Annotated in this window: 19 protein-coding genes; 12 read left to right on the top strand and 7 right to left on the bottom strand. The window is 73.1% G+C overall.

Going from position 1 to position 20,938, the window contains the following annotated elements:
• Nucleotides 1–21: 21 nt before the first annotated feature.
• From ACZCAH_RS03625 to ACZCAH_RS03615, 3 genes are all read left to right on the top strand, one after another.
• Nucleotides 22–438 (top strand): universal stress protein, encoded by a 417-nt coding sequence (locus ACZCAH_RS03625; RefSeq protein WP_464339755.1) that lies wholly within the window; start codon nt 22–24, stop codon nt 436–438.
• A gap of 309 nt (nt 439–747) precedes the next feature.
• Nucleotides 748–2,013, top strand: coding sequence for an RNA polymerase sigma factor (locus tag ACZCAH_RS03620; RefSeq protein WP_464339754.1), 1,266 nt, complete (start codon nt 748–750; stop codon nt 2,011–2,013).
• On the top strand, nt 2,014–2,592 hold the full coding sequence (locus ACZCAH_RS03615) for a GNAT family N-acetyltransferase (RefSeq protein ID WP_464339753.1): 579 nt from the start codon (nt 2,014–2,016) through the stop codon (nt 2,590–2,592).
• Between the two features lie 125 nt (nt 2,593–2,717).
• Here the strand turns inward: ACZCAH_RS03615 and ACZCAH_RS03610 are convergent, their stop codons facing one another.
• Entirely contained in the window at nt 2,718–2,936 is a 219-nt protein-coding gene (locus ACZCAH_RS03610; RefSeq protein WP_329746853.1) for a DUF7455 domain-containing protein, read from the bottom strand.
• 205 nt (nt 2,937–3,141) lie between these two features.
• On the opposite strand from ACZCAH_RS03610, the gene ACZCAH_RS03605 reads away from it, so the two are divergent.
• A complete protein-coding gene (locus ACZCAH_RS03605; RefSeq protein WP_464339752.1) occupies nt 3,142–5,259 on the top strand; it encodes a DNA gyrase/topoisomerase IV subunit B in 2,118 nt (705 codons plus the stop codon).
• A complete protein-coding gene (gene hisF / locus ACZCAH_RS03600) occupies nt 5,256–6,041 on the top strand; it encodes an imidazole glycerol phosphate synthase subunit HisF (RefSeq protein ID WP_464339751.1) in 786 nt (261 codons plus the stop codon). The genes ACZCAH_RS03605 and hisF overlap by 4 nt, the downstream gene beginning before the upstream one ends.
• A 130-nt stretch (nt 6,042–6,171) precedes the next feature.
• Here hisF and ACZCAH_RS03595 read toward each other — a convergent pair whose 3' ends face one another.
• From ACZCAH_RS03595 to ACZCAH_RS03580, 4 genes are all read right to left on the bottom strand, one after another.
• Nucleotides 6,172–6,432 (bottom strand): hypothetical protein, encoded by a 261-nt coding sequence (locus tag ACZCAH_RS03595; protein WP_464339750.1) that lies wholly within the window; start codon nt 6,430–6,432, stop codon nt 6,172–6,174.
• A 431-nt stretch (nt 6,433–6,863) separates the two neighbouring features.
• On the bottom strand, nt 6,864–7,739 hold the full coding sequence (locus ACZCAH_RS03590) for a D-hexose-6-phosphate mutarotase (RefSeq protein WP_464339749.1): 876 nt from the start codon (nt 7,737–7,739) through the stop codon (nt 6,864–6,866).
• 42 nt (nt 7,740–7,781) lie between these two features.
• Nucleotides 7,782–8,924 carry a DUF998 domain-containing protein gene (locus ACZCAH_RS03585; protein WP_464339748.1) on the bottom strand — a complete coding sequence of 381 codons (1,143 nt, stop codon included), beginning with the start codon at nt 8,922–8,924 and terminating at the stop codon, nt 7,782–7,784.
• Nucleotides 8,925–8,938: 14 nt separating this feature from the next.
• Nucleotides 8,939–11,395: a DNA gyrase/topoisomerase IV subunit A gene (locus ACZCAH_RS03580; RefSeq protein WP_464339747.1), complete on the bottom strand. Its 2,457-nt coding sequence runs from the start codon at nt 11,393–11,395 to the stop codon at nt 8,939–8,941.
• A 102-nt stretch (nt 11,396–11,497) separates the two neighbouring features.
• Between ACZCAH_RS03580 and ACZCAH_RS03575 the strand changes: the two genes are divergently transcribed.
• The 3 genes from ACZCAH_RS03575 (at nt 11,498) to ACZCAH_RS03565 (ending at nt 16,055) form a co-directional block, all read left to right on the top strand.
• Complete coding sequence (locus ACZCAH_RS03575; RefSeq protein ID WP_464339746.1) at nt 11,498–14,236, top strand: GNAT family N-acetyltransferase; 2,739 nt, start codon at nt 11,498–11,500, stop codon at nt 14,234–14,236.
• A 98-nt stretch (nt 14,237–14,334) separates the two neighbouring features.
• Nucleotides 14,335–14,910, top strand: coding sequence for a DUF5998 family protein (locus ACZCAH_RS03570; RefSeq protein ID WP_464339745.1), 576 nt, complete (start codon nt 14,335–14,337; stop codon nt 14,908–14,910).
• Nucleotides 14,911–14,918: 8 nt separating this feature from the next.
• Nucleotides 14,919–16,055, top strand: coding sequence for an alkaline phosphatase family protein (locus ACZCAH_RS03565; RefSeq protein ID WP_464339744.1), 1,137 nt, complete (start codon nt 14,919–14,921; stop codon nt 16,053–16,055).
• An 84-nt stretch (nt 16,056–16,139) separates the two neighbouring features.
• Here ACZCAH_RS03565 and sepH read toward each other — a convergent pair whose 3' ends face one another.
• On the bottom strand, nt 16,140–17,432 hold the full coding sequence (gene sepH, locus ACZCAH_RS03560; RefSeq protein ID WP_464339743.1) for a septation protein SepH: 1,293 nt from the start codon (nt 17,430–17,432) through the stop codon (nt 16,140–16,142).
• 365 nt (nt 17,433–17,797) lie between these two features.
• Between sepH and ACZCAH_RS03555 the strand changes: the two genes are divergently transcribed.
• Entirely contained in the window at nt 17,798–18,100 is a 303-nt protein-coding gene (locus ACZCAH_RS03555) for a DUF4193 domain-containing protein (protein ID WP_329746842.1), read from the top strand.
• 118 nt (nt 18,101–18,218) lie between these two features.
• Here the strand turns inward: ACZCAH_RS03555 and ACZCAH_RS03550 are convergent, their stop codons facing one another.
• Nucleotides 18,219–18,737: a DUF3093 domain-containing protein gene (locus tag ACZCAH_RS03550; RefSeq protein ID WP_464339742.1), complete on the bottom strand. Its 519-nt coding sequence runs from the start codon at nt 18,735–18,737 to the stop codon at nt 18,219–18,221.
• A gap of 107 nt (nt 18,738–18,844) precedes the next feature.
• Between ACZCAH_RS03550 and dut the strand changes: the two genes are divergently transcribed.
• Genes dut through ACZCAH_RS03535 form a run of 3 tightly spaced genes read left to right on the top strand, consistent with a single transcriptional unit; the run spans nt 18,845 to nt 20,858 of the window.
• Nucleotides 18,845–19,360 (top strand): dUTP diphosphatase, encoded by a 516-nt coding sequence (gene dut, locus ACZCAH_RS03545; protein ID WP_464339741.1) that lies wholly within the window; start codon nt 18,845–18,847, stop codon nt 19,358–19,360.
• A 2-nt stretch (nt 19,361–19,362) separates the two neighbouring features.
• On the top strand, nt 19,363–20,142 hold the full coding sequence (locus ACZCAH_RS03540) for a DUF3710 domain-containing protein (RefSeq protein WP_464339809.1): 780 nt from the start codon (nt 19,363–19,365) through the stop codon (nt 20,140–20,142).
• Nucleotides 20,139–20,858, top strand: coding sequence for a DUF3159 domain-containing protein (locus ACZCAH_RS03535; RefSeq protein WP_464339740.1), 720 nt, complete (start codon nt 20,139–20,141; stop codon nt 20,856–20,858). Before ACZCAH_RS03540 ends, ACZCAH_RS03535 begins: the two co-directional genes overlap by 4 nt.
• Nucleotides 20,859–20,938: the final 80 nt, after the last annotated feature.

Genomic DNA, 20,938 nt, shown 5'->3' with positions numbered 1-20,938 from the left:
CCATCGCAAAGGAGAGGTCGCATGACCGTCGTCGTGGGGTACTCGCCCTCGAGCCAGGGCCGCGCCGCGCTCGCCGCCGCGGTGCGCCGTGCGCGTCGCACCGGGGAGGGCCTCGTCGTCGCCTCCCACCAGTACCACGATCCCGAGCTGGGCCTGCGGGCGGCGGCGGAGCCCGCGGTGCGCGAGGCGCTCGGCGAGGACGCCGCGGACCTCGAGGTGAGCGTGCGGCTCGGACCCGATCAGGACATCGGCGAGTTCCTGCTCGAGATCGTCGAGGAGACCTCCGCGAGCCTGCTGGTGATCGGACTGCGCCGGAAGTCGCCGATCGGGAAGCTGAACCTCGGAGCCTCCGCGCGCCGCGTCGTGCTCTCGGCCCCCTGCCCGGTGCTCACCGTGAAGGACGACGCAGCGCGCGAGGCCGTGGCCGGTTCCGCCTGAGCGGCGTTCCGCCGAAGGAGCACGGGATCGGACGGCCGCCGGCCTCGCAGGACGCTCAGCCCGGCGAGCCGCGCCGCCGACCCGTCGATCGCTCGCGGGTCGATCGCCCCCGTTCAGGCACCGGGAATATCTGACTCCGCGAGGTGGTTATACTCGTGAGGCTTGACGGCACCGTGCCCTTTCGCGCCATCACACCGGTTTCGGACCGGCGAGGCGGGGGAGCGGGGACCGCGAGCCGCGCCGTGAAGACCGAACGCCCGAGTGCGGTGCTCCCCTCCCCGAGGGGGCGCTGCCGGAAGAAGGAACTCTGTGACCTCCTCCAAGACCGCTGAGACCACGACCGACACGACCGCTGCGGCGGTGGAGTCCGAGGTGGAGGCGAGCTCGTCGAGCGGGACGACCGCGAAGGGCGCCTCGCCGCGCAAGACCGCCGCCAAGAAGACCACCGCGAGGAAGAGCTCGGCCAAGACGCCGAGCAAGACTGCGTCGAGCAAGGCCGCCAAGGCGACCGCGAGCGACGAGGACGCCCCCGAGGACCTCGAGGAGGACGCCGAGCCGACCGGTGAGGCCAAGGAGGCCGACGAGAAGGTCGAGGAGTCCGGCGGCTTCGTCTTCAACGCCTCGGAGGACGACGCACCGGCGCAGCAGGTCGTCACCGCCGGCGCCACCGCCGATCCTGTCAAGGACTACCTCAAGCAGATCGGCAAGGTCGCGCTGCTCAACGCCGCCCAGGAGGTCGAGCTCGCCGAGCGCATCGAGGCCGGCCTCTTCGCGGAGCAGCTGCTCAAGCGCGACGAGTCGATCGTCAAGACCAAGCAGGGGCGCGAGCTGGCGATCATCGCCGAGGACGGCCGCGCCGCGAAGGATCACCTGCTCGAGGCGAACCTCCGCCTGGTCGTCTCCCTCGCCAAGCGCTACACCGGCCGCGGCATGCTCTTCCTGGACCTGATCCAGGAGGGCAACCTGGGCCTGATCCGCGCCGTGGAGAAGTTCGACTACTCCAAGGGCTACAAGTTCTCGACCTACGCGACCTGGTGGATCCGTCAGGCGATCACCCGCGCGATGGCCGATCAGGCCCGCACCATCCGCATCCCGGTGCACATGGTCGAGGTCATCAACAAGCTCGCCCGCGTTCAGCGGCAGATGCTGCAGGACCTCGGGCGCGAGCCCACCCCGGAGGAGCTCGCCAAGGAGCTCGACATGACCCCCGAGAAGGTCGTCGAGGTCCAGAAGTACGGCCGCGAGCCGATCTCCCTGCACACCCCGCTGGGCGAGGACGGCGACAGCGAGTTCGGCGACCTCATCGAGGACTCCGAGGCCGTCGTCCCGGCCGACGCCGTGAGCTTCACCCTCTTGCAGGAGCAGCTCCATTCGGTGCTGGACACGCTCTCCGAGCGCGAGGCGGGCGTCGTCTCCATGCGTTTCGGTCTCGAGGACGGCCAGCCCAAGACCCTCGACGAGATCGGCAAGGTCTACGGCGTGACCCGCGAGCGGATCCGCCAGATCGAGTCCAAGACGATGAGCAAGCTGCGTCACCCCTCGCGCTCGCAGGTCCTGCGCGACTACCTCGACTGAGTGAGGACCGCGCACGAGCAGCTCGACGGCGCCGGCACCCCGGAAACGGGGGCCGGCGCCGTCGGCGTGGAGATCCATCGCGTCGGCCCCGAGGACTGGGCCGCCCACCGTGCGCTGCGTCTCGAGATGCTCCGCACCGATCCGGACGCCTTCTGGGCGAGCCTCGCGGAGCTCGAGTGCTGGACGGAGGAGCAGTGGCGGGCGGACGCCGCCGGTCCCCGCCTCCACCTGCAGGCGCGGTCCGGGGAGGTCGTGCTCGGCGGGATCGGGGTGCTGCCCGAGGGGTACACGCCCGAGCATCTGCTCCCCGAGGACGCCGCGCACCTGGTCTCGATGTGGGTGCGTCCCGCAGCCCGCGGCCGTGGGGTCTCGGCGCTCCTCCTGCGGGGCGCGGCGCAGGTCGCGCTCGAGCTGGGTCGGCCGCGTCTCCTGCTCGACGTCGACGCCCGCAACCTCACCGCCCGACGCAGCTACGAGCGCAGCGGCTTCCGCGCCACCGGCGCCACGGATCCGCGCGACGGGACCGACAGCCACTGGGTCGAGTACGCCGTCGACGCGACGGCACTGCTCGGACGCTGAGCCGACGGGTCCGCACCTCCTGCGGAGTCGGCGGACCCGCCCCTGAACGCACGACGGGGCGCCCACCAGAGGGTGGGCGCCCCGTGCGTCGTCCGCGCGGCGGACGCTCGGACGGACGGGTGAGGTCAGTCCTCGACGGGCTCCGGCTTGGCGTGCAGGCGCTCGGTCTCGTCGATGACCTCGGCGGCGATGCCCTGCAGCGCATCCTGGTGGGCACGGGCATGGTGTGCGCAGAACATCAGTTCACCGCCGGCCTCCAGGAGCACCTTGACGTACGCCTGGGCGCCGCAGCGGTCGCAGCGGTCGTGGGCAGTCAGCCGGGGGGCTTCGAGAGTCAGGTTCATGGGGTCTTTTGTAGCACTCGGAGGCCCCGCTCGGCTGGGACGGGGATCACGGTTCGCTCGCGGCGCAACACCGGCGCATCGGGGCGGGCCTCGGGTCGGGCGCCGGCCGGGCTCACGACGGCCGTCGGACGGCTCGTGGCGCTGTGAGCGGCCACGCAGCCCCGGCCTCCCGGGTTCGGAGCTTCCTGCCACGTAGGATCCCAGGGTGTCCACCACCAGCACCGCGAAGAGCACCGCCTACGACGCCCGCAACCTCCAGGTCCTCGAGGGCCTCGAGGCCGTGCGCAAGCGCCCGGGCATGTACATCGGCTCCACCGACTCCCGGGGCCTCATGCACTGCCTCTGGGAGATCCTCGACAACGCCGTGGACGAGGCGCTCGGCGGCAACGGGGACTCGATCGCCGTGATCCTCCACCCCGACGCGTCCGTCGAGGTGCGGGACACCGGCCGCGGCGTCCCCGTCGACGTCGAGCCCCGCACCGGGCTGACCGGCGTCGAGGTGGTCTACACCAAGCTGCACGCGGGCGGGAAGTTCGGCGGCGGCTCCTATGCCGCCTCCGGCGGCCTCCACGGCGTCGGCGCGAGCGTCGTCAACGCCCTCTCCGCACGTCTCGACGTCGAGGTGGACCGCGCCGGGAAGACCTACGCCATGAGCTTCCAGCGCGGCCAGGCCGGTGTCTTCGCCGACGACGGCGAGCCGAGCCCCACCGCGCCGTTCACCCCGGCCGACGGCCCGGCGGAGCTGCGCGTGATCGGGAAGGCCAAGCGCGGCGCCACCGGCACCCGCGTGCGCTACTGGGCCGACCCGCAGATCTTCGTCAAGGGCTCCCACTTCTCCCTCGACGACCTCACCCGCCGAGCCCGTCAGACGGCCTTCCTGGTCCCGGGGCTCGCGATCGCGGTCACGGACCACCGCCCCGAGGCCTCGCCCGACCAGCCCGCGACCCGCACCTACCGCTACGAGGGCGGGATCGGCGAGTTCGTGGAGTACCTCGCCCAGGACCAGCGGATCACCGACGTGCTCCGCCTGCAGGGCAGCGGCGACTACACCGAGACCATCCCGGTGCTCGACAGCAAGGGACACATGGTCTCGACCGAGGTCCAGCGGACCTGCGAGGTCGATGTCGCGCTGCGGTGGGGCTCCGACTACGAGTCCACGACCCGGTCCTTCGTCAACATCGTCGCGACCCCCAAGGGCGGGACGCACCTGACCGGCTTCGAACAGGCGCTCGTCAAGGTGATGCGCAAGCAGGTCGAGAACCAGGCGCGGCGGGTCAAGTTCAACGTGAAGAACGAGAAGATCGAGAAGGACGACACCCTCGCAGGCCTCACCGCCGTGGTGAGCGTCCGCATCGAGGAGCCCCAGTTCGAGGGGCAGACCAAGGAGGTGCTCGGCACCCCGGCGATCCGCCAGATCGTGGCCAAGGTGGTCGAGGACCGCCTCACCGACTTCCTCACCTCCACGAAGAAGGGGGAGAAGGAGCAGGCTGCGCTGGTCATCGACAAGGTGGTCTCCGAGATGCGGGCCCGCATCTCGGCCCGCATGCACAAGGAGGTCTCGCGCCGCAAGAACGCGCTCGAGTCCTCGACCATGCCCACCAAGCTCGCCGACTGCCGTTCGACCGACGTGGAGCGTTCGGAGCTGTTCATCGTCGAGGGCGACAGCGCCCTCGGCACGGCGAAGAACGCCCGCGACTCCGAGTTCCAGGCGCTGCTGCCGATCCGCGGCAAGATCCTCAACGTGCAGAAGGCCACGATCACCGACATGCTGAAGAACGCCGAGTGCGCGGCGATCATCCAGGTGATCGGTGCGGGCTCCGGGCGCACCTTCGACCTGGACGCCGCTCGCTACGGCAAGATCATCATGATGACGGACGCGGACGTCGACGGCGCCCACATCCGCACCCTGCTCCTCACCCTCTTCCACCGCTACATGCGGCCGCTGGTCGAGGCGGGGCGCGTGTACGCCGCGGTGCCGCCCCTGCACCGGGTGGAGATCGTCCACGGGGGGTCGAAGAAGAACGAGCTGGTCTACACCTACTCCGAGGCGGAGCTGCAGAAGCTGCTGATCTCCCTCGAGCGGCGCGGCAAGCGGTACAAGGAGCCGATCCAGCGCTACAAGGGTCTCGGCGAGATGGACGCCGATCAGCTCGCGGACACCACCATGGATCCCCGCCAGCGGACCCTCCGCCGTGTGCGGATCGAGGACGCGGAGGCGGCCAGCGCCATGTTCGAGCTGCTGATGGGCTCCGAGGTCGCTCCGCGCAAGCAGTTCATCATCGAGGGCGCCGAGGAGCTGGACATGGAGAGGATCGACGCATGAGCGTGTCCGTGAGGGTCATCCCCTGCCTGGACGTCGACGCGGGCCGCGTCGTCAAGGGCGTGAACTTCCAGGGTCTGCGCGATGCCGGTGATCCCGTCGAGCTCGCCGCCCGCTACGGCTCCGAGGGCGCCGACGAGCTCACCTTCCTGGACGTCACCGCCTCTTCCGGCGGGCGCGACACGATGATCGACGTGGTCCGCCGCACCGCCGAGCAAGTGTTCATCCCCCTGACCGTCGGCGGCGGGGTGCGCTCGGCGGAGGACGTCGACCAGCTGCTGCGCGCCGGGGCCGACAAGTGCGGTGTCAACACGGCGGCGATCGGCCGCCCCGAGGTCGTCTCGGAGATCTCCCGGCGCTTCGGCAATCAGGTGCTGGTGCTCTCGATCGACGCCCGCCGGGTCACCGACGAGACCCCGGAGGGCCCGGCTCGCAACGGGTCCGGGTTCGAGGTCACGACGCATGGCGGACGGCGCGGCACCGGGATCGACGCGATCGCGTGGATCCGGGAGGTCACCGAGCGGGGTGCGGGCGAGATCCTGCTCAACTCGATGGACGCCGACGGCACGAAGAACGGCTTCGACCTCGAGCTGATCCGTCTCGCCCGCGAGGCGACTTCGCTGCCCCTGATCGCCTCGGGCGGTGCGGGAGCCCCGGAGCACTTCGCGCCCGCCGTGCGGGCGGGAGCCGATGCAGTGCTCGCCGCGAGCGTCTTCCACTTCCAGGAGTTCACCATCGCCGAGGCGAAAGCGGCGATGGCGGCCGAGGGCATCACCGTCCGCTGACCCGCAGAACGACGGCCCGCCCGGTCCCCGCGAGGGGAGGGGGGCCGTCGTCCTGCCGTGGCACTCGGCGGGCGATCCGGGCGGTCCGGACGAGCCGTGCGACCCCGGCGGGATCGGACGGTCGCGCGGATCACCGGTGCAGCAGCCCGGTGACGAGCATGGTGCGCTGCATGATCGCCTCCTGATCCGCCCGGGCCTGCCGAGCGGCGTGCTCGCGGCGCGCGCGGCGGATCGCCAGCAGCCGGGTGAGGAGGGCGCGCGCCCTCTCCACCTCGATCACGTCCGTCTCGGAGGCGAACGCGGGGGCCGACGTGGCGGGACGCGGTGCGGGGCGGGGAGTGGGGAGGGGACGGACGGTGGTGGTGGGTGAACGGGTGGTCGTGGTGGTCATGGCATCTCCTCGGGTTGATGCATCGAGTCTTCGGGGGAGGGAGGACGGGATCCGTCCTCGAACCGGGCCCATGCCCGAGCAATTCGGGGACGGGCGGAAGCCCACTGGGGCCTCAGGCGGAGTCCGCTCGCCGGGCAGGCGGGCGCGACGGAGCGCTCGACGAGGTCGAGCGACAACGGGGTGGTCGGGGTCGGGGACCGCGCCGACCGGCGGCGGGGCGGGTGCGCCTCAGCCGGCGGTGATGCGGCCCGCCGGACCGCCGACGAGCACCGTCGGGGTCGGGTTCGGGGTCTGCTGCATCTCCATGACCCCAGTCGACCACGGGGACGTTCGGCGACGCCAGCGATTAATCGGGCGCCGACGACCGCGGACAGCGAAAGGGCCCGGCCGCTCCGTGGGAAGCGGCCGGGCCCGGGACCGAGCAGATGGGGTCAGTGCTCGATGCGGTAGGTGACGCCGAGGGTGTGGGTCTCTCCCGCGGCGAGGGCGACGAACCCGTCCTTGGCGGCGGCCGGCTCGACGCACACGAACTCGGGCCAGGCCACGTCGGGCACGTCCGGGAGACCGGTGACGAGGGTGTCGAAGGGGTTCCACACCACGGTGCGGGAGGTGCCGCGGGCCGCAGAGACGATCCGTCGGCCGAGCCGGGGATCGTCCACGACGACCTCCGCGGTGGAGTCGACGACACGATCGGTCGCCTCGGTCAGGCGCAGCGGCCCGTCCGGGAGCACGGCGGGGGCGAGGCCGCGGGTGTTGTCGAGGTAGTCGGCGCAATCGAGGCCCGCGACGGTGATCTCGCGGACGTCGCCGACGGCGAGATAGGTGTGGAGCGCAGCCTCGAGCTCGAGCCCCTGCTCGCCCGCGGTGATCGCGAGGTCGAGGGACAGCTCGGCCCCGATCCGGACGGTGAGGGAGGCCGTCAGTTCCGGTCGATCGGCGGGGGAGTCGAGCACGAGCACGGTCTCCTCGCCCTCGCGGGTCGCGGAGCGCAGCTCCCAGCGGACGTTCCGCAGCCAGCCGTGCTTGACCTCCTGGTCGCCGTCTCGGCCGGGCCCGAACCAGGGGCCGACGAGCGGTACGCCGCCGCGGACGGCGACGCCGGGACCGAAGCCCGAGGTGGGGCTGAGCCACAGGAGATCCTCCTCGCCCGCCGGCACGGCGCTGACCAGGTGCGCGCCGTCGAGCAGCAGGACCGCGGTCGCTGCGGGAGTGTCCACCAGCACGGCATCGACGCCGTGCGCGGTGGCGAGGCGCACGCCGTCGGGGAGGGAGAGGGACGAGGGAGCAGGGTGCTCGGTGCTGTTCATGGCGTCATCGTCGCACGGGGACCGGTGACCGCCGGAGGACGGTCAGGGAGTTGTCGGCGCGGCGTCGGCTCGGGCGGGCTCGGCGGGCACCTCCGCGGTCTCCGTCCCCTCGGCGGCCGCGGAGACGGTCCGGATGAACAGCAGCAGCCACACGTACATGGTCACCGCCGCGCCCATCTCGAAGGCGGTCATGTTCAGGTAGCCGACCCCCACGAACAGGACGATCAGCATGATCAGGATCGCGAAAGCGATCGCCGTGAACACCAGCAGCCCTCCCGGGAGCCGCCGCAGCAGGAGCGGGAAGACGATGAGGGCGAGCCCGAACACCACCACGAGCAGTTGGGCGACGACATCGTGCCAGGGCACGGAGACCGCGCGGGAGATCAGGGCGACCAGCGCGAGCAGCAGCCCGAGCACGACGAGGGTCCCGCGCACCACGTGGATGATCCGAGGCGCGGCCCCGCTCGCGGCCGCCCACCGCTCCAGGTCGTGGGCGACGAAGTCACCCACCGCCACGAAGGCGAGCCCGGTAAGCAGCAGGGTCAGGTTGAAGGTGCGCCCCGCGGAGCCCGGATCCTCGCCGAGCCGGGAGAAGTAGCGCTCCCACCAGTACGGGTCGGGGGAGAGCATCGCGGAGGAGAGCACGCCCACTGTCAGGAACACCATCAGCAGCGTCGCGAGGGACCTGCCGTCGAGCGCGGAGGCGCTCGCGGAGACGATGTACGCCCACAGGCCCGTGGTGGCCGCGACCCAGAAGGTGCTCGCGAAGCGGTCCAGGGCGACGCCCAGGAACGCCTGCTGCAGCAGGCCGTACATCGCGCTCGTGAGCAGGAGGGCGAGGGCGGCGAACACCAGCGCCGGACCGACGATCGTGAGCGCCCGGCGCAGCGGCGGCACCGTCCGTACCCAGGGGTGGCGTCGGGGGAGGAGCACCGCCATGCCCACGGCCGCGACCGTTCCCGCGGTGAGGGCCGAGGAGGCCGCGGCGACCTGTCCGATCGAGCGGTCCCCGGAGAGGGGAGCGGTGCCGTCCAGGGCGAGCAGTCCCACGGCCAGTCCGACGACGGCCCCGCCGAGCCCGAGCGCGAGGGCCGAGGACTCGGTGCGGCTCGCCGCCGTCGGACGGGGGAGTCCCGGACCCGAGCGCTGGGCGGGCTGGGAGCCGACGGGGCGCCCGGAGGTCACGGCCCGGGCCCCGGTCAGCCGACCGCGGCGATCGGGACCGGCACCGGGGTGCCGGATCCGTCGCGTCGTCCGGTCGGCTCCGGCAGATCGATGGGCTGGCCCGCCTCGGAGGAGGCTCGCGCCGGATGCGGCACGACCCACGCGCCGATCAGCTCGTCCTCGCCGCGCAGGAAGCGGTGGCAGCGCATCCCCGCGGTGGCCCGGCCCTTGGCCGGGAAGTCGGTGAGCGGGGAGACCTTGAGGGAGCCGGTCTGCAGCAGCGGCAGCGTCGCGGAGCTGCCGGCCACGGTGACCACGTCGGCGGGAGCGGTGACGTCGATCGCTCCGAAGCTGATCACCCGCGCGCCGTCGGCGAGCTTGATTCCGGCCACGCCGCCCGCGGCCCGGCCCTGGGGTCGGATCCCGGAGGCGGGGAAGTGGAGGAGCTGGGCGTCGGACGTGACGAACACGAGATCCAGGTCGGCGTCGACCTCGAGATCGACCACGCCCACCACGGCGTCCCCATCCTTCAGGGAGATGATCTCGAAGCCGTCGGTGCGGGGGAAGTCGAGCTGGACTCGCTTCACCACGCCCTGGCGGGTGCCGAGCGCGATCGCCCCGCCGCGGGAGAGGTCGTCCTCCGCGACGCGGACCAGCGCGAGGGCCCGCTCGTCCCGCTCGAGGTCCACGAGATCCGCGAGCCGGGTGCCGCCGGCGAGGGAGGGAGCCCCCGCCGTCGGGGCGAGCGTGGGCAGGTCCACGACGGAAAGTCGCAGCAGACGGCCGCGATCGGTGACCACGCCCACCGGGGAGCGGGTCGAGGTGAGCACGTCCGAGACGATCACGTCATGCGCCCCGCGCTGCCCGTCCCGGCGCAGCGTCTCCTCCCCGGCGGCCCGGGCGACCAGGCCCGTGCCGGTGAAGAGCACGCGGCAGGGCTCGTCGGCCACCTCGAGCGACGCCCCCGCGGTGGGAGCCGGGGCGGCGGAGGACTCCAGCAGCACGGTGCGCCGGGCATCGCCGTGCTCCGCGGCGACGGCGGCCAGCTCGTCGGAGACCAGCCGGCGCAGCACCTCGTCGGATCCCAGAATCTCCTCGAGCGCCTCGATCTCCCGGCGCAGCTCGTCGCGCTCCGCCTCGAGATCGATCTGCGAGAACTTGGTCAGCCGCCGCAGGCGCAGCTCCAGGATGTACTCGGCCTGCACCTCGGTGAGGTCGAAGACCTGCATCAGACGACCGCGCGCGATCTCCGCGTCGTCGCTGGTGCGGACGATCTGGATCACCTCGTCGATGTCCAGGATCGCGAGCAGCAGGCCCTCGACCAGGTGCAGGCGCGCCTTCCGCTTCGCCAGGCGATGCTCGGTACGGCGGCGCACCACGGTGATCCGGTGGTCGACGAACACCTCGAGCATCTGCTTGAGGCCCAGGGTGCGCGGCTGCCCGTCCACGAGCGCCACGTTGTTGATCCCGAAGGACTCCTCGAGCGGCGTGTACCGGTACAGCTGCTCGAGCACCGCCTCGGGCTCGAAGCCCGACTTCACGGTGAGCACGAGCCGGAGGCCGTGATGACGGTCGGTGAGGTCCTGGTAGTCGGTGATGCCCTGGACCCGCTTGGCCTGGACCGCGTCGCGCAGCTTCTCGGCGACCTTCTCGGGACCGACCTGGTACGGCAGCTCGGTGACGACGATGCCCTTGCGCCGCGAGGTGATGTTCTCGATGCGGGTGGTGGCGCGCATCTTGAAGGAGCCGCGCCCCGTGCGGTACGCGTCCCGGATCCCGTCCAGCCCGATGATGCGCCCGCCGGTCGGGAGATCCGGACCCGGGACGAAGCGCATCAGTTCCTCGAGCGTCGCCTCCGGATGATCGATCAGGTGCCGGGCCGCCGAGATCGCCTCCACGAGGTTGTGCGGGGCCATGTTCGTGGCCATGCCGACGGCGATCCCCGAGGCTCCGTTGACCAGCAGGTTCGGGTACTGGGCCGGGAGCACCTCGGGCTGGGTGAGCTGGTTGTCGTAGTTCGGGACGCGGTCCACGACATCCTCGTCCAGGGACTCCGTCATCAGCAGCGCCGCCCGGGCCAGGCGCGCCTCGGTGTAGCGCGGCGCCGCCGGACCGTTGTCGAGCGAGCCGAAGTTGCCGTGCCCGTCCACGAGCGGCAGGCGCATGTTGAAGCTCTGCGCCATCCGCACCAGAGCGTCGTAGATGGCGGTGTCGCCGTGGGGATGGAGCTTGCCCATCACCTCGCCGACGACGCGCTGGCTCTTGACGTGGCCGCGGTCGGGGCGCAGGCCCATCTCACTCATCATGTACAGGATGCGGCGCTGCACGGGCTTGAGGCCGTCGCGCGCGTCCGGCAGGGCCCGCGAGTAGATCACCGAGTAGGCGTACTCGAGGAACGAGGACTCCATCTCGCTGGTGACGTCGATGTCGACGATGGTCTCGTCGACCGCGTCTCCCGCGCCGGGGGGCTGGGTGCTTCGTGATCGGGCCATGGGGGACATCATCGCGCATGACCGGCACCGATCCCGGCAGCGGGGCCGCCCGCGGGACGTGAGAACCGTCCCGCGCACGGCCTGCGACGATAGGATCCGGACATGGTCGAGCGACGTGAGGACCGGCGTCCCGGACGCCGCCGCCCGGGGACCGCGAGCCCGGGAGGTCCCGCCGAGGGCCGCCGTTCGCGGCTCGCCTATCCCGCCCATTGGGAGGCGGACATCGCCCTGCGCGACGGCACCGCGGCGCACCTGCGCCCCATCCGGCCCTCCGACGCCGACGCCCTCCAGGCCTTTCACGTCGCCCAGTCCGAGCAGTCCCGGTACCTGCGGTTCTTCGCGCCGATGCCGCGGCTGTCCCCTCGTGACCTGGCGCGCTTCACCGTCGTCGACCATCGCGACCGGGTGGCCTTCGTGGTCGAGGTGGGCGAGGAGATCATCGCCGTCGCCCGGTACGACCGCACCGGACCGGGGGAGGCCGAGGTCGCCTTCAACGTGGCCGACTCGCGACAGGGGACCGGGCTCGGCTCGGTGCTGCTCGAGCATCTCGCGGCCGCCGCCCGCGAACGGGGGATCGGGGTCTTCGTCGCCGAGGTGCTCCCGCAGAACGCCCGGATGATCGGGGTGTTCACCGATGCCGGCTTCGACGTCGAGCGCACCCTCGACGACGGGGTCGTGCAGGTCACCTTCCGCATCGATCCCACGGCACGCTCCCTGCAGGTCATGGCCGAGCGCGAGCACCGTGCCGAGGCGCGGGCCATGGAGCTCCTGCTGCATCCCCGCTCGGTGCTCCTCGTCGGCGTCTCCTCCCGGGACGACTCCGTCGGCGGGCGCTTCCTGACCGCCCTCGAGGGCTCCGGCTACACCGGGGCCGTGCACGTCGTCTCCCGTGAGTCGTTCGAGCTGCGCGGGCATCGCACCCGCGCCCGGATCGGCGACGTCCCGGGACCGGTGGACCTGGCCGTGATCGCCCTGCGCCCCGAGGCCTGTCTCGGGGCGATCGAGGAGTGCGCGGAGATCGGCGTCCGGTCCGTCGTGATCCCCACCGAGGGCTTCTCCGACAGCGACGGCGGACGGGCCCTGCAGCGGGAGCTCGTCGCCCGCGCCCGACGCCACGGCATGCGCCTGCTCGGCCCCGGATCGCTCGGTTTCCTGCGCACGGGCGAGGACGCCATCAGCCTCTCCCTCGCCCCCGCCATGCCGCGTCCCGGCCGCGTCGCGCTCGCCGGGCAGTCCAGTGCCCTCTCCGCTCTGCTGCTCGCGGGGGCCGACACGCGCGGCATCGGCCTGCACGAGTTCGTCGGCGCCGGCAATCGGGCGGACGTCTCCCTCAACGACACCCTGCAGTACTGGGAGGACGCCGAGGAGGTGGGGGTGATCGCCCTGGCGCTCGAGTCGATGGGCAACCCCCGCAAGTTCACCCGTCTTGCCCGTCGCATCACACGGCGCACGCCCGTGATCGTGCTGCGCCCACCGGGCCTCGCGACGAGCGGACCGCCCGGGCACGACGTCCGGCTTTCCGAGCTCCCGCGCCGCGCCCTCGACCAGGTGCTCGACTCCGCCGGGGTGGTGCAGGCGCAGGGGGTGGACCACCTGCTCGACGTCGTCGACGCGCTCGGACGCCAGGGCCTCCCGCCGGGGCCGCGCACCGGACTGCTCTCCAACACCGCCGCGCTCGGTGCGGCCCTGCGCGGAGCGGCCGACGAGGCCGGGCTCGACGTGGTCGCCGACAACCGCTCGGTCCCGCTCGCCCCGGACCCCCGCCTCGTGCAGCGCGCCTTCACCTCGATGGCGGCGCTCGGCGAGGTGGACCTGGTGATCGCGGGGGTTCTCGACCCGCTCACCTCCGATCCGACGGAGCTGATCCGGCAGATGGCGCAGATCGCCCGACACTCCGAGGTGGTCCTGCTCGTCTGCCTGATCACCAGCGCCGAGCGCTTCGCCGCCGTGCAGGCCGCGGTGCGTGCCGATTCGGAACTCCCACCCGTCCACGCGACGCCCTTCGGCGTGGTGCGTGCCGGTGCCGGCATGCTCGCCGCGACGCTGCGGCCCGCGGCCGACGACGACGAGCCCGCGCGGCGGGAGGACGTCGACCGCGCAGCGGCCCGCGCCCTGATCGACCGCCTGCTGCCCGAGGGCGCCACGGCCGAGGTCGAGCTCGCCGCCGAGGACCTCGCCGAGCTGCTGGCGGCGTACGGCGTGCCGTTGCTCGAGGCCGTCCCGGTGCGGGACGACGAGCAGGCGGTCGAGGTCGCGGCGCGGATCGGCTATCCCGTCGCCCTCAAGAGCACCGACCCGGTGCTGCGTCATCGCGCGGACCTCGGCGGGGTGCGGCTCGAGATCCCCGACGAGGTGCAGCTGCGCCACGCTCTCGAGTCCATGCGCCAGGACCTGTCCTTCTCGAGTGCGGCCCTCGCCGTGCAGGCCATGGCCCCGCCCGGGGTGGCGATGGTGGTGCGCAGCATCGAGGACCCCTCGCTCGGGCCCGTCGTCAGCCTCTCCGTCGCAGGCGACGCGACCGATCTGCTCGACGACATCTCCTACGCGATCCCGCCCTTCAGCGAGGCCGCCGCGGCGCGGCTGACGCGCGCCCCGGCCTCGGCGGTCAAGCTCGACGGCACCCGCGGGCTGCCTTCCGCGGACCGCGCGGCGCTCGCCGATCTGCTGGTGCGCATCGGGATGCTCGCGGAGGACCTCCCGGAGCTCTCCCGCCTCGAGCTGTACCCGGTCCTCGTCGGCCAGGACGGGGTCGCCGTCGTCGGCGCCGAGGGACGGCTCGCCCCCGCCCCGAACCGCACCGACGGGATCCGGCGCGCGCTCGCCGGCCCGGCCGGGTTCTGAGGGCGGCGCCGCCCGCCTGCTCGCACCCGGTCCGGACCGGTCGTGCCGCCCGTCGAGGAGCCCTGCACCGCGCCGGAGGAGCGTGACAGACTGGGCCGATGACCCCCGTACTGCCCGACGACCTGATCGACCAGCTCGAGAGCGCCGGTTACTTCCCCCACATCGCGGGGCAGAGCATCGAGCGCTCCCTGCGCGGCGCCCCGGTGCTCGCCCATCTGGTGCGTCCCGAGACGACCTTCGACGGTCCCGAGGTCCGGAGGCATCTCACCGTGGTGGTGCTGACCGCCGCCCATCTCCTGGTCACCCACCTCGACGACGACCCCGAGGATCAGCTCAACCCGAGCCAGGTGGTCTCCACCACCGAGCGGATCCGGCTGCGCCGGGTGTCGGCGACCGGTCTCAGCCAGGTCTTCGACACGGACGGCCAGGAGGCGCCGGGCACGGAGGCCGAGATCACGCTCGGCATCTCCTGGAGCGGCTCCCACCGCGTGGATCTCGAGCGCGCCGTCTGCGACGACCCGTCGTGCCAGATCGACCACGGGTACACCGGCACCGTCGCCCCCGCCGACCTCGCCCTGCGGGTGAGCGCCCTCGCGGACGGCCCCCGCGCCGTGCAGGAGGCGCTCCGCTTCCACGGCGCCCTGCTCGACGCGGTCGACGCCCTCGACGACTGACCGCCCCGGTGACCGCATCGACCCTCCCCGGCCCCATGGAGTGGCCGGGGGACCTGCTGCCCCCGCCGTTCGCCGAGGGGGCGCACCCCGGACTGCTCGACGTGCTGCCGCCCCTGCTGCACCGCCCGCAGCCCGGTCGGGACCTCGTGCTCCTGCTCGACGGCGTCGGGGCGGACCTGCTCCACGAGCACCGCTCGCTCACCCCCACGCTGAGGCGCCTGGAGGGGGAGATCCGCCGCATCCGGACGGTCGCCCCGTCGACCACGGCGAGCGCCATGGTGTCGCTGCACACCGGACTCAGCCCGCTCGAGCACGGCGTGATCGGCTATCTCACCCGCGATCCGGCGACGGGCACGGTCGTGAACCAGCTGACCGGGGACCCGCGGGTCCGGCCGGAGGAGTGGATGCCGCTGCCCACCCCGGTGGAGGCGGGGACGCGATATGCGGTGCAGGTCGCGCCCGCGAAGCATCAGCGCTCGCACCTCACGGGAGCGGCCTACCGGGGGTGGGACTTCCTGGCGCACGGCCGCGGTGACAGGGTCGAGGCGGTGCGCGCGGCGTTGCACCGTGCCGGGTCCGATGGGCTCGTGCACCTGCACCACGACGCGGTCGATCACGCCGGACACCATCACGGGATCGACTCCGAGGCGTGGCGGGATGCGCTGGCCGAGGCGGACGCGCTGCTCGGTGCCCTGCTGCGTCGCCTGCCGCGCGGCACGCGGCTCCACGTCACCGCGGATCACGGCATGGTCGACACCTCGCCGCAGCGCACGATCGACCTGGCCGAGCATCCGGCGGTCCACCGCCTGATCGCGGAGGTCGCGGGGGAGCCGCGGGCGGCGACGCTCTTCGCGGTGCCCGGGGCGGAGGCCGATCTGGCCGGCGCCCTGCGGGAGCTCCTCGGCGAGCGGGCGCTCGTGCTCGAGCGGGAGGAGGTCCTGCGCATCGGACTCCTCGGCCCGGCGGGACACGCACCGGACCCGCGCGTGGCCGGGCGCCTCGGTGACGTGCAGCTGCTCGCCCGGGGTCGGTGGAGCATCGAGGACTCCTCCCGGCGGCCCGCCGGGGCGCCGACGCTGATCGGCGTCCACGGATCGCTCACCGCGGCAGAGTCCTGGGTCCCGCTGCTGACCGTGACGGTCTGAGCGAGGGCGGGTCCGCGCGGGGGCAGGTCAGAGCCAGGGCAGATCCGGGACGAGGCGGACCGGCCGCCCTCAGCTCTGCCGGCCTCAGTCGTGCTTCGAGCCGAAGACGATCTCGTCCCAGCTGGGGATCGAGGAGCGCTTGGACTTGGAGCGCGCGGGGCGCGCCGGCTTCGCGGGGGCGTCCTCCGCGGCGGGGTCCTCGGACTCGTCCGAGGCGCTCCGGGTCGACGGGAGATGGTCGAAGCCGGGCAGCGGAGTGAGGTCGACCGTCTCCTGGTGGTGCACCGCGCCGATCGGGGCGGAGCCCTCGGCCGGGTCCTCCTGCTCCGCCGACGTCTCCGGTGCGGTCTCGTCCGCCTCCGGCCCGGCGGCCTCGATGTCGTCCTCGGCCACGGGATCCTGGTCCTCGTCCCGCTCGGATATCCCGGTCGCGGGGCGCGTGGCGTCGTGCTCGGCGAGCGCCTCACGGTCGGCGGGATCGGCGATCTCCTCGAGGTCCCCCGGCTCGTCGCTGCCGGTGGCGCGCGCGGGCGTTGTCTCCGGGGTCTCCTCGTCCGCGAGGCTCGACCACACCGTGCCGCCGTCGTCCAGCGGCGGCAACGAACGCAGTCCGCGACGGGCGTTGAGCGCCTCGAGCTCGTCCTCCTCGAAGGCCGAGGGCCGCCCCGGCTGATCGGTCCGGCCGGGGCGCGCGCCGGGCCAGGTGTTCCGGCTGCGACGGGGAGCGCCGGTGGTCTCGTCGATCGAGTCGTCGCTCTCCACGTCGTACACCGCGCTCTTGACGGCCATCAGGCGGGCCGGGCCGCGGGTGGGCGCGGGAGGGGCGTCCTCATCGCTGATCCAGCGGGCCTCGTCGTCGATCGGGGTGACGGTGCGGGTCTCGAGGTCGGCGATCCACTGCGCCTGACGGGTGCGTCCCCCCGCCGCGAAGGTCAGCTCGAGGGTCCAGGTGCCGTCGGGGCGGCGCCAGGCGTCCCAGGCGGTATCGCCGGCGGCCTCGCGGGCCAGGAGACGCTCGCGCACCACCTCGAGCAGGGCGGGTCCGCCCCGGCCGACGGGGAAGGTGACGGCGCGCTGCGCCGTCCACTCGCGCTCGGCGAGCACGGGCCCCTCGTAGCGGCGCACGTGCTCGAGCGGGATGTCGGCGGACTCGGAGATCTCCTCGGCGCTGCGGCCCGCGCGGAGCATCGCTTGGATCTCGCGGGGGCGCACCGGAGCGGAGGAGGCCGCCTGGATCGCACCGAGGGCGGGGCGGTCGGTGCGGACGGCGGCGCGCAGGGCGGCGTCGATGCGCACTGTGAAGCGGGTCCCCTCCGAGTCGACGAGGATCAGGTGCTCCCCGTCGTCATGGATCCCGTCGAGCTCGAGCTCTCGCATCGTCGTCCTCTCCGTCGCTGCCCTGGCATGCGTCCTGCGGTCGCCGAGTGCGCACCCACGTCGGGGCGCGGCGGGGGGCTGTGGGGCGTGGGCACCCCGCGGGCCGTGCGTCCGCTAGGCCGCGACCTTACCGCGCGAGCCTGCTCATCGGGCCCGCTCAAGGGCTCGGATCGCCGCGTGTCGTGCTCCGGGTGGCATCCTGTTGAGTCCCGCAGGCCTCTCTGCAATAATGCCGCCGCATTCCGCGTTGGGAAGCGCGTCGACCACCGGGGGACCGGCCGGCGTTCCACGACGACGGACGGCCCCCGCCCCACAGGTCGAACGACCCTCCGAGAACACTCGAGACAACCCAGAACGGACCGTAGATGGCCACTGATTACGACGCACCGCGCAAGAACGACGACGAGTCCGGCGAGGATTCGATCGAGGAGCTGAAGGGTCGCCGGAACGAGGCCGCGACCCCGGTGGTGGATGAGGACGAGGCTGAGGCCGCGGATTCCTACGAGCTGCCGGGCGCCGATCTCTCGGGCGAGGAGCTCTCCGTCCGGGTCCTCCCGCGTCAGGCCGACGAGTTCACCTGCGCGAGCTGCTTCCTGGTGAAGCATCGCAGCCAGATCGATCACGTCGAGGGCACCCTCATCATCTGCAAGGAGTGCGCCGCCGCCTGAGCGAGCACCCGCCCCGATCACGGCGCCGTCCCCCTGAGGGGCGGCGCCGTCGTCGTCTCCGGTCCGAGCCGGCCCCGTGCTCCGGGCCGGGCTCGAGCTCCCGGGCGGAGTCGGCACCTCAGCGAGCGGTGGCCTGCGCGGTGCGCACCGCGAGCGCGAGGTCCTCGGGCCGACGGGTGGAGGCGACCCACGCCGTCGTGGGGTCCTCGGCGTCGAGCACCGCGATGCGCAGGCCCCGCGCGACCCAGGGCCGCGTGCAGTGGTGGGCGAGGGGCTCGAAATCCTGCCCCATCGTCCGCTGCCAGTCCTCGCCGCGAAGCACCTCCGGCTCGCCGAGCAGCTCCACCGGGATGTGCGCCCGGCTCAGGCGCAGCTCGCCGCCCGCGACCTCGAGCACGGGCGAGGCCAGGACGATGACCACGGCGCCGACGATCAGGGCGAGCGCGCCCGCGACGAGGGCCCCGATGGTCCCGAGCGGTGCCACGGCGATGCCGACCACCGCGGCCAGCAGCACGACGACCGCCGCGGTGCCGGGTCCGGGCAGCAGGCGCTCATGGAAGAGTCGACCGTCCTCCCCGATCGCGGGGGGATCTCCTGCGGGACGCGGGGACACGGCATCGGCGGGATCGGCGGACATGCCGCCATGTTCTCACGCCCGTCCGGGGTGCCCGCGGGGAGGTCCCGGGCACAGGTCGCCGAGGGCCGTCGCGCGCACCGGTCGTCCCAGCGCCTACCCTGGACCCCATGCCCGAGATGCCCTCAGCCCCCGGCTCCCCGGATCCGCGCGGCACGACCCTGCGGGTCCGTCGCGCCCCCGGGACTCCACTGCCCCATCGCGCCCATCACGACGACGCCGGCCTCGATCTCGCGAGCGCCGAGGACGTCGTGATCCCGCCCGGAGGTCGCGCCCTGGTCGACACCGGCCTGGCCATCGCGCTCCCGGCCGGCACGGTCGGCCTCGTCTGCCCGCGCTCCGGGCTCGCGGCGAAGCACGGCGTCACGGTGCTCAACGGCCCCGGCGTCGTGGACGCCGGGTATCGCGGGCCCGTCAAGGTGGCCCTGCACAACACGGACCTCGAGCAGTCGGTCGCGCTGCGGGTCGGGGATCGCATCGCCCAGCTGGTCGTGGTGCCCTTCCTCGCCCCCGTGCTCGAGGACGTTGAGGACCTGGACGAGACGGACCGGGCGCAGGCGGGCTTCGGCTCGAGCGGTGGGCTCGCCGCCGCCGTGTCCGACCGCGAACAGCAGCAGGAGGGATGAGGATGGGACTGTTCTCCCGCAGGAAGAAGGCCGAGGTCGAGGAGATCGAGGGCCTGGACGCGCTGGACACCGACGACCCCGGGACGCCGGGCGAGGAGGCCGACACCGAGGGCGAGACCCGGTCCTCGGGCGCGGACCGACCCGCCGACGGCGACGACACCGTCGAGCGACCGGACCACCTCGACGCGGGGCCCTTCGACGCCCACGACGCCCCCGAGGAGGACCGGATCGACCTCGGAGCGCTGCTCGTCCCCACCATCGACGGGATGGAACTGCGCATGGAGGTCGACCAGCGCAGCGGCAACGTCACCGGCGCGAACCTCGTGATCGAGGGATCCTCCCTCCAGGTCCAGGCCTTCGCCGCCCCCAAGTCCCGCGGACTGTGGGACGAGGTGCGCACCTCGCTGCGCGACTCCGTGGTCAAGCAGGGCGGCACCGCCGAGACCCGTCCCGGCGTGTTCGGCACCGAGCTGATCACCCGCCTGCCCGTCAAGCGCGCTGACGGACGCACCGGCTACCGCCCGGCGCGCTTCCTCGGCGTCGACGGTCCGCGCTGGTTCCTGCGCGCGATCCTCACCGGGAAGGCCCTCGGTGACCGCGCCCAGGCCGAGCGCTTCGAGACCCTGATCTCCCGCCTGGTCGTCGTGCGCGGCACCGAGGCGATGGCCCCCCAGGAACTGATCCCCCTGCACCTTCCCGGCCAGCGTCCCGGCCTCGCCCAGATCGCCGAGGGCCCGCTCGACCCGCTGGCCCGCGGCCCCGAGATCACCGAGGTCGGATGAGCGCCCCCGGCACCGAGCCGCAGCACCCCGGGGCGACTCCCGCGCCGGAGCCGTCGGCGGAGGGCTCGTCGGCCCCGAGCACGGGCCTCGGCGGCGTGCTGCGACAGGAGGAGTTCTCGGTCGCCCAGGCGATCGGCGGGCCGCGCGGCGTCGCCGAGTCGGTCCTGCCGACCCTCGTCTTCCTCGTGCTGTATCTGGTGACCCGTTCGGTGATGGCCGCCGCCCTGGCCGCGGTCGGGGTCGTGGCCGTGCTGCTCGTGGTGCGCCTGGTCCAGCGGCAGAGCCCGGCCACGGTGCTCGGCGGTCTGCTCGGGGTCGCCCTCGGCGCCGTCCTCGCCATCCGCTCGGGCGACGGCACCGACTTCTACGCCCCGGGGATCGCGATCAACGCCGTCTCCGTGCTCGTGCTGCTGGTCTCGCTGCTCGCTCGGCGGCCTCTCGTGGGTCTCGTGGTCGGAGCGCTGGACCCGCGGGTGCAGGACTGGGCCGAGGACCCCGACGCGCGCCGCGTCTACACCCGGGCGACGCTGCTCTTCCTCGGGCTCTACGTCGCCAAGCTCGCGGTGCAGGTCCCGCTGCTCCTCACCGGCCAGGTCGCCGCGCTCGGCGTCGCCAAGCTGGTCATGGGGCTCCCGGCCTTCGCCGTCATCGCCTACCTGGTGTGGCTGCTCCACCGGGCGCTGCTCGCGCGGCGCGCGGCCGCCGACGCGGGCTGAGCGGACGCGCCGGGCGCCGGATGTCCCCGCGACGCCCGCGGTGGTGGGACACTGGTCGCCGACATGACCGCTGTCAGATT

This window comes from Brachybacterium sp. B718/18 (assembly GCF_055454375.1).
The sequence above is the reverse complement of the archived record's forward strand: the minus strand, read 5'-3'. Positions and strand labels throughout refer to the sequence as shown.